General features: G+C 65.3%; 14 protein-coding genes. 3 read left to right on the forward strand and 11 right to left on the reverse strand.

The features are described from left to right. Nucleotides 1-354: 354 nt before the first annotated feature. Nucleotides 355-1,383, reverse strand: a complete 1,029-nt coding sequence (locus tag ACT53K_RS04315; RefSeq protein WP_476227326.1) for a LacI family DNA-binding transcriptional regulator — start codon at nt 1,381-1,383, stop codon at nt 355-357. 179 nt (nt 1,384-1,562) lie between these two features. Between ACT53K_RS04315 and ACT53K_RS04320 the strand changes: the two genes are divergently transcribed. After that, a complete protein-coding gene (locus ACT53K_RS04320) occupies nt 1,563-3,851 on the forward strand; it encodes a glycoside hydrolase family 3 N-terminal domain-containing protein (protein ID WP_476227327.1) in 2,289 nt (762 codons plus the stop codon). A gap of 467 nt (nt 3,852-4,318) precedes the next feature. Here ACT53K_RS04320 and ACT53K_RS04325 read toward each other — a convergent pair whose 3' ends face one another. The 9 genes from ACT53K_RS04325 to pspA form a co-directional block, all read right to left on the reverse strand. Continuing rightward, entirely contained in the window at nt 4,319-4,726 is a 408-nt protein-coding gene (locus tag ACT53K_RS04325; RefSeq protein ID WP_476227328.1) for a SufE family protein, read from the reverse strand. 161 nt (nt 4,727-4,887) lie between these two features. Beyond that, complete coding sequence (locus tag ACT53K_RS04330; protein ID WP_476227329.1) at nt 4,888-5,136, reverse strand: hypothetical protein; 249 nt, start codon at nt 5,134-5,136, stop codon at nt 4,888-4,890. Nucleotides 5,137-5,156: 20 nt separating this feature from the next. Beyond that, nucleotides 5,157-5,426, reverse strand: a complete 270-nt coding sequence (locus ACT53K_RS04335; protein ID WP_476227330.1) for a hypothetical protein — start codon at nt 5,424-5,426, stop codon at nt 5,157-5,159. A 185-nt stretch (nt 5,427-5,611) separates the two neighbouring features. Next, nucleotides 5,612-5,878 carry a hypothetical protein gene (locus tag ACT53K_RS04340; RefSeq protein ID WP_476227331.1) on the reverse strand — a complete coding sequence of 89 codons (267 nt, stop codon included), beginning with the start codon at nt 5,876-5,878 and terminating at the stop codon, nt 5,612-5,614. Nucleotides 5,879-5,889: 11 nt separating this feature from the next. Then, complete coding sequence (locus ACT53K_RS04345) at nt 5,890-6,219, reverse strand: hypothetical protein (protein ID WP_476227332.1); 330 nt, start codon at nt 6,217-6,219, stop codon at nt 5,890-5,892. 15 nt (nt 6,220-6,234) lie between these two features. Continuing rightward, on the reverse strand, nt 6,235-6,522 hold the full coding sequence (locus ACT53K_RS04350; RefSeq protein ID WP_476227333.1) for a hypothetical protein: 288 nt from the start codon (nt 6,520-6,522) through the stop codon (nt 6,235-6,237). Nucleotides 6,523-6,552: 30 nt separating this feature from the next. Next, on the reverse strand, nt 6,553-6,924 hold the full coding sequence (pspC, locus tag ACT53K_RS04355; protein WP_476227334.1) for an envelope stress response membrane protein PspC: 372 nt from the start codon (nt 6,922-6,924) through the stop codon (nt 6,553-6,555). A 1-nt stretch (nt 6,925) separates the two neighbouring features. After that, nucleotides 6,926-7,198: an envelope stress response membrane protein PspB gene (gene pspB, locus ACT53K_RS04360; protein ID WP_476227335.1), complete on the reverse strand. Its 273-nt coding sequence runs from the start codon at nt 7,196-7,198 to the stop codon at nt 6,926-6,928. Nucleotides 7,199-7,202: 4 nt separating this feature from the next. Next, nucleotides 7,203-7,871, reverse strand: a complete 669-nt coding sequence (gene pspA / locus ACT53K_RS04365) for a phage shock protein PspA (RefSeq protein ID WP_476227336.1) — start codon at nt 7,869-7,871, stop codon at nt 7,203-7,205. 391 nt (nt 7,872-8,262) lie between these two features. Here pspA and pspF point away from each other — a divergent pair, with 391 nt between their 5' ends. Continuing rightward, nucleotides 8,263-9,303 (forward strand): phage shock protein operon transcriptional activator, encoded by a 1,041-nt coding sequence (pspF, locus tag ACT53K_RS04370; RefSeq protein WP_476227337.1) that lies wholly within the window; start codon nt 8,263-8,265, stop codon nt 9,301-9,303. A gap of 107 nt (nt 9,304-9,410) precedes the next feature. Further along, on the forward strand, nt 9,411-10,031 hold the full coding sequence (locus tag ACT53K_RS04375; protein ID WP_476227338.1) for a superoxide dismutase: 621 nt from the start codon (nt 9,411-9,413) through the stop codon (nt 10,029-10,031). Nucleotides 10,032-10,145: 114 nt separating this feature from the next. Here ACT53K_RS04375 and ACT53K_RS04380 read toward each other — a convergent pair whose 3' ends face one another. Then, nucleotides 10,146-11,903: a chloride channel protein gene (locus tag ACT53K_RS04380; protein ID WP_476227339.1), complete on the reverse strand. Its 1,758-nt coding sequence runs from the start codon at nt 11,901-11,903 to the stop codon at nt 10,146-10,148. Between the last annotated feature and the right edge of the window lie 5 nt (nt 11,904-11,908).

The raw sequence follows: 11,908 nt of genomic DNA on the forward strand, positions 1-11,908 counted from the left end.
GCGTGAACCTCATCGGCAATTCCGCACCGCCCGGCCGGGGACGGTCGAGAGGCGGCCGTACAGGAGGGCGGCGATCCTTTGCAAGATATTGATCCGTGAATCGCAACAATGCTGCCGTCCGCCCGCGGTGATCGATGGGGGCTAACCATTGCGATCCAATCCGGGAAAAAGCCTGCCCACCATCAGCTAGTCCTTTTGATTGAAAGGAAAGTTACTCGTGTTTGGAGAGGTTTTTGTCGCACCCGCCGGTTTTGCCCCCATCCCGAAGTGCCCGGCCTGGTTACCGGCCGCACCATGTCTGAGAGATGGGGCCATTTCGGACCTTAAACAAATAAGGGGAAATGCGGGGCAACCTTATTCCGTCGGTCGGGCATGCAGGGCCGCCGCATCGGTTCGCAGGGGCGTTGTGCTGCGGACGACCAGATCGGGCGCGATCCGGATCGTTTCGGGGGCGGCTCGTTCCCCCTCCAGCTGATCGATCAGGCGGCCCACCGCGCGGGCGCCCATCTCGGCGATCCGTACCTGCACGGTGGTGAGGTCGAGATAGCGGGCCAGCGGCACGTCATCGAAACCGGCGATCGCAATGTCGCCCGGCACGGCCAGCCCGGCGCCACGCAACCCATGCATGCAGCCCAGCGCCATCATGTCGTTGGCAGCGAAAATCGCATCGCAGGGGAGGTTGCGGGAGAGGATGTCCCGGGCCGCTTCCTCGCCGCTGTCCTCGTTGAAGTCGCCCTGGAGAATGCGCGGTTCGATGCCCGGCAGATACTGTTCCATCGCCCGGCAATAGCCCTCGGAGCGCTCGCGCGCGTCCACATTGCCGATCGGCCCCGCAATATGGAGGATGTGACGATAGCCTCGCGCAGCCAGGTGCGCGACCACGGCCTCGGCCCCGCCGCTGTTATCCAGCCGGAAGCTGGTCCGCCCCGGCGGCGCCGCCGTGCAGTTCATCAACACGACAGGCTGGGTTGGGGGCAACGCCTGGGCCAGCACCTCGAGCGACAGGCGCGGCGCCATGACCAGCAGCCCGTCGACGCGGCCGCGCATGGCGCGTATGGCACTCATCGCCTGATCGCGGTCGTCATGCATGTTGGAAAGCAACAGCAGATAGCCGTGTCGACTGGCTTCGCGATCCATGCCGCGCACGCATTCCGAGAAGAATTCGCCATGCAGATCGGGCAGCACCACGCCGATCGCGTTGGCGCGCGCCATGCTGAGGCTGCGCGCCGCAGCATGCGGCACATAGCCGAGCGTCGCCGCTGCCGCGAGGATGCGATCGCGGGTATCCGGGTGCACATTGTCCAGGCCATTCAAAGCCCGGGAGACCGTGGCAACCGAAACCTGGGCGAGGCTGGCGACATCCCGAATCGTGGCTTCGCCCATGATGTACTTACTCCCCCCGATACGCGCGCGATCGACTGTTTCAGGCCGCATCGGCGATTGCAATCCCTGTACCCCCGCGGCTATGTAACCGGTTACGCAGGCCTGGCGAAAGCCACGGCCGGGAGAGAGCAAACCAGCGCCGGGGTAAGGCACTGGCGGGACGGAGAGGGTTGAACAGGATGGTCGATACCAGGATTTCGCGGCGTGCCGCGCTGCTCGGCGCGGGGGCGATCGCTGCCTGGATGCACAGTCCGGCGCGCGCGATGCTGTGGCGCGCGGGTGCACTGCCGGTGCCTGCCTTTGTCGATTCGCTGGTTTCCCGCATGACGCTCGCCGAAAAGGCGGGGCAGTTGACGCTGATGCCGAGTGCCTGGGGCGGCGGCGCGGCGACCGCGCTGAACCCGCCCACCGCCGGGCCGAGCTTCGATGCGCAGCTCGAGGAAGTCCGGCAGGGCCGCATCACCGGCGTGTTCAACGGCAATGGCGCGGAGATGGCCCGGCGGATGCAGAGCGCGGCGATGCAGTCGCGCCTCAAGGTGCCGCTGATCTTTGCCGGGGACGTGATCCACGGCCACCGCACCATCTTCCCGGTGCCGCTGGGTGAGGCCGCCAGCTTCGAACCCGACCTGGCCGAGCGCACTGCGCGGATGGCCGCATTTGAAGCCGCTGCGGCCGGGATCGATTGGACCTTCGCGCCCATGGTCGACATCGCGCGCGACCAGCGCTGGGGGCGCGGCGTCGAAGGCGCGGGCGAGGACATTCTGGTCGGCGAGATTTTCGCCGCCGCGCGCGTGCGCGGATTCCAGGGCAAGGATCTGAAGGCTTCGGACGCGGTACTGGCCTGCGCCAAGCACTTCGCGGCCTATGGTGCGGGCGAGGGCGGTCTGGATTACAACACCGTCGACGTGTCGGAGCGGACGCTGCGCGAAGTATATCTGCCGCCGTTCAAGGCGGCGGTCGATGCCGGGGTGGGGTCGTTCATGGCCTCGTTCAACGAAATTTCGGGCGTTCCTTCGACCGGCAATCCCTGGCTGATGCGCACCGTGTTGCGCGACGAGTGGCATTTCGACGGCTTTGTCGTGTCCGACTATACCGGCGATATGGAGATGATCGCGCATGGCTTTGCCGCTGATGCGCGCGATGCGGCCAAGATCGCCTTCCTCGCCGGCGTCGACATGAGCATGACCAGCGGCTTCTATCGCGATCACCTGCCCGATCTGGTCGAAAAGGGCGAAGTGCCGATGGCGCTGCTCGATGCATCGGTGCGGCGCGTGCTGGCTGCGAAGGCCGCTCTGGGCCTGTTCGACGATCCGTTCCGGCGCATCGACCCGAAGCGCGAAAAGGCGCGGACCCGCACCAGGGCGGCGATCGATCTGGCGCGGGAATCCGGGCGCAAGTCCATCGTGCTCCTGAAGAACGAAGGCGATCTGTTGCCCTTGCCCAAGGCGGGCAAGCGGATTGCGATCATCGGTCCGTTCGCGGCAGGCGCGCATGATCTGGTCGGCCCGTGGGTCATTTATGGTGACGATCAACAGTCGGTCGATCTTGCCGCTGGCGTGAAGGCAGCGGTGAAGGATCCGGCGCTGGTCACGGTAACGCCGGGATCGGACTTTGAGACGCCGATTCCGGGTGGGATCGACGCCGCGGTGGCGGCGGCCAAGGCTGCCGATGTTGTGCTGCTGGCGGTGGGTGAATCGCAGGGCATGTCCGGCGAGGCGCAGTCGCGTGCGGACATCGTGCTGCCGGCGCCGCAACAGGCGCTGGCCGAGGCGGTGGCCGCTACCGGCAAGCCCGTTGTCGTATTGCTGAAGAACGGTCGCGCGCTGGCGCTGAAAGGCGCGGTGCTGGATGCGCCGGCGATCCTCGTCACCTGGTTCCTGGGCAGCGAGACCGGCAATGCCATCGCGGACGTGCTGTTCGGCGACCATGGTCCTTCCGGCCGCCTGCCGTGCAGCTTCCCGCGCGCGCCGGGGCAGCAACCCTATTATTATGCGCACAAGAATTCGGGACGGCCGAACCCCTCCGACGACAAGCTGGAGCCGTACAAGACGCATTATCGCGGCGTGCCGAACTCGGCGCTGTTCCCGTTCGGGCACGGCCTGACCTATGGCAAGATCGACTATGCCGATCTGCAGGTAACGCCGGCGATGGCGTGGGACGGCGAAGTGGTGGTCAGCGCGACTGTGACCAACCGCGGCACCCGCGCGGCGGACGAAGTGGTGCAGCTTTACATCCACGACCGTACCGCCAGCGTGACCCGGCCGGTGCGGGAGTTGAAGGCGTTCCGCAAGCTGACGCTGGCGCCGGGGGCTTCAGAGCGCGTGACGTTCCGGTTGAAGCGGGCGCAGCTCGAATTCATCGGGCTGGAAGAAAAGCCGACCGTGGAGCCCGGCACATTCGACGTGTGGGTTGCACCTTCGGCGGAAGGAACGGGGCTGAAAGGCAGTTTCGCGTTGCAGCGGGGCTGATGGGGCATCTCCCGCTGGAACAAGGCGCTGGGGGTGACGAGGGTATTTACAAAACTGCGTGGATGGTGCCCCATCCCCATCGTCATGCCAGCGCAAGCTGGCATCTTCCGCAGGTGCGCTTTTCCGGTATCGCCCAGCCCCCCGAAGACCCCAGCCTGCGCTGGGGTGACGGCTGGTGGAAAGGATTGCGATACACGGGTGAGTCCACGTCAACGCAGCCTGTAGTAGGGGCGCTGCTTTCCTGCCCCCTATAGGCGGTCGCCCTGCTGCCGGCCTGGGACGGGATTTCATACCAAGGTGCATGGGTGGCGACTCATCCCGCTTTTCTCCGTCAGCCCGGCGGAAGCCGGGATCCATTTGCCTCTCCTTCTCAGCAAGAGCCGATAGCGAGACCCCGATGGACCCCGGCTTTCGCCGGGGTGACGCTTGGTGAAACAGCGATGGGTTCTTATCAACGCAACTAGGTATCAGTCGTGCAGGCGTGCTGCCGTGTCGCGGATCAGTGCGATCATGTTGGGAATGCCCTGGGTGCGGTTCGAGCTGAGCTGGTTCTTCAGGTCGAACGGCGCGAGCGCTGCCTCGATGTCGGTCGCGGCGATTTCGGCGGGTGTCCGGTCCTGCACGGTCAGCAATACCAGCGCGATGATGCCCTTGGTGATCGCGGCGTTGGAGTCGGCCAGGAAATGCAGCCGGCCATCGTCGGTACGGGTGGGATAGACCCAGACGGAGGCCGAGCAGCCGCGCACCAGCGTGGCGTCGGTCTTCAGGGCATCGGGCATGTCTTCCAGCCCGCGGCCCAGATCGATCAGCAGCCGATAGCGGTCGTCTGCATCGAGAAACCCATATTCTTCCTGAAGATCGGCAATGCTCGTCATGCCGTTCGCGCTAGAGCCAAAGCGGCGGCATTTCCAGTCGCCGCGTCACTTCGCCTGCGTGCCGCCGAAGCGCAGGCCCAGCCGGGGGCGGGGGCTGCGTTCGGCGGCAGGGGCCGCGGCCGGCTGGTTCTGCTGGCCGCTCGCGGGGCGATCGGCGGAATTCACAGATCGACACCCGCCGCGATCGCCTCCAGCTTGCGAATGCGTTCCTTGAGGTCCGCAATTTCGATGCGCGAGGCGGCGGTAGGCAGGGCGGGCTGCGGTTCCGAACCGCGGCTGCGCTCCACCAGTTCGCGGTGCTTGAGTGCCAGCCAGCCGCGCCAGCCGGAGAGACCCGCGGCGGTGAGCATCGCGAGGCCGGCGAGGCCCGATACCGCCATGGTCAGATAGAGTTGGGGATCGCTGGTCATGATTCCTGCTCCCGTCATAATCAGATGCGGTTCTTGTCGCGCAGCTTCTCGATCTCATGGTCGAGCCGCAGGCTGGTTTCATTGTCGGTGATGACGCGCTCGAGCACCTGCACGCGGTCCTTGAGCTGGCGGATCTCGTCGCGGAGGCGGGCGTTTTCCGCCACCTGGACCGCGTCCGGCTCCGCCGGGGCATGGCGGCCGCGTACCCGTTGCACGCCGTAGCGCGCCTGAATGACCCTGCCGACCGTTACAATCAGGATGATCGCTACGATCATTTCCGACCAAGCCATTGTTCAACTCCCCTCTTCTGCGCTCTTGGCGCTCAGTTATTCTGCGATGCCTCGGCGGCGCGGATAGCGCGGCGACGGGGACGATCACGGCTTTCGGCGAGGTAAATAGCTCCCCCGCACAGTGCCGTCAGCACTGCGAGAACGATAATCATCGAAATATTCCTTCTGGTTAGGCGCGATCCGCCCTAGTTCAGCGGTGCATCGCGCAGTCGTTCGATTTCTTCTGCCAGACCCGCACCACGATCGGTGATGATCCGTTCGAGAACCTGTACCCGTTGTTCCAGCCGCTGGATCTGCGCCGCATATTGGGCGGCCTTTTCCGCGGCCATGCCTGCTTCCATTTCCATCCGGCGTTCGCGCAGCTTCAGAAAGGGTTTCACGAACACGCCGCCGATGATGGCCACGAGGCCGCAGCTGATGCCAAGGATCGGGATGAGGAGCGGCGAAATCATGGTCGTTCCTTTCAGTTCGTCTTGCTGCGCAACGCTTCGATGTCGCGGTCGAGCTGGTGGGCGCTGTCGGTTACGATCCGTTCGACATTGGCCAGCCGGTCCTTCATCGAGCCGAGTTCGGCGCGCAGTTGCGCATTTTCCTGGCTGAGCAGCTTGATCCGCTCGATCGCCTCATCGTTGCGCTGCGGGTAGACGGCCTTGCCCCAGCTGTTTTCCAGCGGATAGCCGTTCTTGACGCGGAGCCAGGTGGTGAACAGCCACCCACCGACCCCCATGAACCCCAGCGCAATGCCGCTGAGGATGATCCAGGGGAGGAAAGGGGCGAGGGTAATTTCGATCATCTTGTCTCTCCCGGTTCAGCGCAGCGCGTCGATGGCGCGGGCGGTGCGCTCGGCGGGATCGGTGGCGATCCGTTCGAGCACCGCAATCCGGTCTTCGAGGCGGCTGACCTGGCCGGTCAGGCGCGCATTTTCGGCAGCGAGCAGTTCGATCTTGCGGTCGCTCTCCATATCCCCGCGCGTGGTGATTTCACCGTTGCGTTCGCGGATGGGGTAACCGTGCTTCGTGCGTGCCCAGACCGAAACTGCCCAGGCCGTGGGGCCGACGGCGATTGCGGTAATGGGTACCAAAATCCCCAGGTCCATCGTCTTGCCTCCCTGTTGCAGCCCTTCGCCTCAGCGCAGGCTGTCGATTTCGTCGGCGAGCCGGGTGTTGCGGCTCGTATAGTACATCTCGATATCGGCCAGCCGACGATCGATGTCGCGGAACTTGGAGCGGACTTCCGCCGTGGACCGTTTGGGGCTGGAGCGTACGCCCTGCCAGAAGCGTTCGTCTTCGGGCGTGTCGTACAGGCCGGCCGGCTTCGGATTGGCGATCCAGGCGATCACGAAATAGCCGAGCGCGGCCCAGCCGGTGGCGAAGGTGAGCAGCACGGTGGCCACCCGAACCCAGGTCACGTCGATCCCGGTATAATCCGCGATCCCGGCGCAGACGCCCAGAAACTTGCCGTTCTGCTTGTCCAGGTAGAATTTGGTGCGAGCGGACATCTCAGTTCCTCCGTGAAGGATCATAAGGGCCGGGCTCGGGGCGCTGGGCCGAGAGCGGGCGATAATCGGGGTTGTCGGCGGCGATGATCCGCTCGACCGTGTTCAGCCGGTCTTCCAGCATCCGCGCCGTGCGATAGAGGTCGTCGAGCAGATTTTCGTCTTCCCGGGTGATCGTGCCGGCCTGTTTCCACTTGGTGACATAGTGGAAGACCAGCCACGGCAACCCGATGAAGAGCATCCCGCAGACGAGCACCGGGATCAGTACGTCCTCCATCGCCTCACGCTCCCTTGTTCAGCCGGGCCTTCAGCGCTTCGAGTTCGGCATCGACCTTCTCCGACGAACGGAGCTCGGCGATTTCTTCTTCCAGCGTCTTCGGCGCGCCACCCAGGCCCATCGCATCGGCGCGGCCTTCGGCCAGATCGACGCGGCGTTCGAGGATGTCGAAGCGCGAGAAGGCATCCTGCATCTTCGCGCCGTTGGTCATTTCCCGCAAGCGGGCGCGGTTGTTCGCGCTTTCCAGGCGGGCGACGATCGAGTTCTGGCGGACACGGGCCTCGCGCAGCTTGTTCTGCAGCTTGTTGATGTCCTCTTCCGAGGCCTTCAGCGCATCGTCGAGCACGGCGATTTCCTGATGCAGCTGGTCGCACATGTCGGCGGCCTTCTGCTTTTCGACCAGTGCGGCCTTGGCCAGGTCTTCGCGGTCCTTGGAAAGCGCCAGCTCGGCCTTTTCGGTCCAGCTTTCCTGCAGCTTTTCCAGCTTGGCGATGTGACGGCGCATTTCCTTCTGGTCGGCGATGGTGCGCGCGGCGCTGGCGCGAACTTCGACCAGCGTTTCCTCCATCTCGAGGATGATCATGCGGATCATCTTGGCGGGGTCTTCCGCCTTGTCGAGCAGGTCGGTGACGTTGGCGGCGATGATATCGCGGGTTCGCGAAAAGATGCCCATTTGAACTCTCCTTCGTAATCTGGTGTCCGCCGGAGGGGGAAGGGAAGATCCCCCTCCGGCGATACCCGGCCCGCCGAGGGAAGCAGCGGGCTGGGGAGACCTCGTGTGCCTCAGGCGACCGCGGGGCCGACTGCGCCGGCCATGAAGACCGCGCTGGCGAGAAAGGCGAAGCTTACCGCGACGAAGACGTTGCGAAGCTTGATGACCTGATAGTGCATGGTGGCATTCCTTGAAGCGTTGTTTCGGTGCCCGTCGCCGGGCTTGCCCACAGCTTTGCAGGGAGCGTGCCAAGTCGCGAAAACGGTGGATTTCCGTGCCTTTTTGCCGGTGATGGCGCAGAGTTGGGAAATTTCCCTTGCCAATTGTTGGGAAAATTCGCCAAGCTTGGGGAATGGAGCGCGTTACCCAGGTCATTGGCCAGTCATCCGTCTTTCTCGACGCGCTGGAACGCGCCAGTCGCGCCGCCGCACTCGACCGCCCGGTGCTGGTGATCGGCGAGCGTGGTACCGGCAAGGAACTGGTGGCAGAGCGCCTCCACCGGCTGAGCGGACGATGGGACCAGCCGCTCGTCACGATGAACTGCGCGGCACTGCCCGAAACGCTGATCGAAGCGGAGCTGTTCGGCCATGAGGCGGGTGCCTTTACCGGTGCCACCAAGGCGCGGGTGGGGCGGTTCGAGGAGGCCGATGGCGGCACGCTGTTCCTCGACGAGCTGGGCACGCTGTCGATGGGTGCGCAGGAGCGGCTGCTGCGCGCGGTGGAATATGGCGAAGTGACCCGGATCGGTTCGTCGCGGCCGATGCGGGTGGATGTGCGGATCGTCGCCGCCACCAACGAACATCTGCCCGACCGCGTGGAAAAGGGCACCTTCCGCGCCGACCTGCTCGACCGGCTGAGCTTCGAGGTGGTGACGCTGCCGCCGCTCCGCGTACGCAAGGGCGATGTCGAGGTGCTGGCAGACTTTTACGGTCGGCGCATGGCGGCGGAGCTGGGCCGCGGCGACTGGCCCGGCTGGGGCCCGCACGCGCTGGACGCGCTGCTGACCTATGACTGGCCGGGCAATGTCCGCGAACTGCGCAACGTCGTCGAGCGGGCGGTCTATCGCTGGGAGCGCGAAGGGCCGATCGACGCGATCGAGATCGATCCCTTCGCCTCGCCCTTCCGGCCGAAACCCATGGCCAGTTCGGCAAGCGGGCCGGTGGAGAAGCCCGCGCCCGCGCTCGAGCCTTCGCCGCTACCCGCGCCCGCCGAACCGATCGACAACGGCGGCGACTTCAAGACGCGCGTGGCGCGGTTCGAGCGGCAATTGCTCGCCGGCGCGCTTGCCGAGCATCGCTACAATCAGCGGGCGACCGCGGAGGCGCTTGGCCTCACCTATGACCAGTTGCGCCACGCGCTTCGGCGGCATGATCTGCTCAGCGCGGGCGCATAGATCGGCATATTCGATCACGTCCGAAACAAAAAATGTTGCGGCGTCGGCGCGTCCCGTGCGTTAGGCGAGCGACCGGAACGGTTTCCAATCCCAACCAGGAGGATGACATGGCCTTCGAACTGCCAGAACTGCCCTATGCCAAGGATGCACTCGCGCCGCACATGTCGGCCGAGACGTTCGACTTCCACCACGGCAAGCACCACAAGGCCTATGTCGACAACTGCAACAAGCTGGTTGCCGACATTCCCGAACTCGCCGGTGCCAAGCTGACCCAGGTGATCCAGTATGCCAAGGAAAAGGGCAACAAGGGCCTGTTCAACAACAGCTCGCAGATCTGGAATCACAGCTTCTTCTGGCAGTGCCTGACGCCCAACTATGCGGCGCCCACCGGCAAGCTGGCCGAGATGATCACCCGTGATTTCGGCAGCCATGAAGCGCTGATCGAAAAGCTGAAGGCTGAATCCGTCGGCCATTTCGCCAGCGGCTGGGGCTGGCTGGTGCTCGATGGCGACACGCTGAAGGTGACGTCGTTCCACGACGGCGACTCCCCGGTCGCGCACGGTGTGAAGCCGCTGTTCACGATCGACGTGTGGGAACACGCCTATTATATCGACTACCGCAACGCCCGCCCGTCGTTCGTCGACACGGTGCTGACCAAGCTGGCGAACTGGGACTTCGTTGCTCAGAACCTCGACGGCGAAGGTGCAGCACGCGCCGACCAGGGCTGATTTCGCCATTCACCCTCACCCTTCCGGCGCTTCGCGCCTCCCTCCCTCTCCCAATGGGAGAGGGAAGGGGCCCATCGCGATAGCGATGGGAAGGGTGAGGGTGATGGTTCTGCCTCAACTTTCCCCGTACAATTCCCGCTGGGCCTTCTCCAGCTCTTCGGCATAGCGACGCCGGGCGTGACGCTCGGTGATCAGGCCCAGCACCATGCCGTCCGGCGACAGCACGGCCAGATCGTCGGCAACGCTGGCGTCAAAGGCTTCCAGCACCTCGGCAATGTTCATCCCCGGGGCGAGCGCGGTGTCGCTCAGCTTGGCCAGCGCACCCACTTGCGCGACGGCATCGGCCGCCGGGCTCCACAAATCGGCGGTCTCGGCGATGCCTGCATAGCGGCCGGCGTTGTCGAGCAGCACCACGCGCTTGGTGGAGCCTAGCGGAAATCGCTTTCGGAAGGCGGCAACGCCGGTATCCGCCGCAATCTGCGCAATATCGCTGCGCATCATGCGGGCTGCGGTGAGGGCGCGCACCCAACCGACATCGCGGCCGCTGCGCAGCGTCTCGCCGCGCAAATGCAGCCGCCAGGTCGAGAAGCTGTATCCGAACAGTTCGCGGACGATCGTGCTCGCGATCAGCGAAGCGGCGATGGCGACGCCCGTGATCGAGAAATCATGCGTCACTTCCAGCACCAGCAGGGCCATGGTGATGGGGCCGCCCACCACCGCGACCGCCAGCGCCGCCATGCCGACGACGGCGGCGTCGTCCGCCACCAGCGGATGGAGATGCGGAACCTGCGCCAGAACGAGCTGATAGAAGCGGCCGACCAGGCTGCCGAGGAACAGCGAAGCGAAGAACAGGCCGCCGCGAAAACCGAAGCCGAGCGAAACCGCCGAGGCGAGCAGTTTCAGCAGGATGGCGATGCCCAGTGACAGGATCGTCGCTTGCGCTGCCAGATTCAGGTTGAGCGCGCCATGCCCGCTCGACAGCACTTGCGGCGAGGCAAGTGCGAGCGGCATCAACAACAGGCCGCCGATCAGCGGTGCCAGCGCCGGCGGCAGGGCAGTGCGCCGCACGCTGCCTTCCACCAGTGAGACCAGTCGCATCAGCGCAATGCCGAAGCCGGCGCAGCACAGGCCGAGCAGTCCGTACAGGGCATAGTCGGCAGAGTTCATCGGATGCGTGCCGCCTGCGCTAATGACATAGGGGGCGATGCCGAGCGCCCGCGCGATCAATGCGCCGGTCAGCGAGGCCAGCACCACCGGCGCGACGGTCGCGGGTGTATAGGCGCCCAGCACAACCTCAAAGGCATAGAAGGCGCCGGTAAGCGGGGCACCAAAGGCGGCGCCCAGCCCTGCACCGGCACCTGCCGCCATCAGCGTGCGCAGATCGGCGCGGCGCAGCTTCAGCCGCTGGCCGAGCAGGGATGCGATGCCACCGCCGGCCTGGGCATAGGCGGCCTCCAGGCCCACCGAAGCACCGAAGCCGTTCGAAATCAGCGTCTGCCCCACCACCGTGGCCGTGTCGCGTGCGGGGATGCGGCCGCCGTGCAGCGCATTCGCCTCGACCACGTCGATCGTCTTGCGGCGGCGGAGCAGCCACAAGGTCGCGCCGAGCAGCGCGCCGCCCACGGGAAGGGCAAGCAGGCGCAACGGGGCGAGATGGCTTGCTGCGCTCAGATGTTCGCCGATGTTCAGGCCGAATAGCAGCCGCTGCAGCCCGCGGGCCGACTGACCGATCGCAATTGCCGCGAAGCTGGCGGCGGCACCGACGGCAACTGCCAGCACCAGAAACCACAGGCTGCTCGACCGGATCTGCCGGCGCAGACCATTTGCCGCCCGCACCGCGCGATAGGATGCGGGGTGGTGCGGAACGCCCATTCTCG

This window comes from Sphingomonas sp. DMC8 (assembly GCF_056314185.1).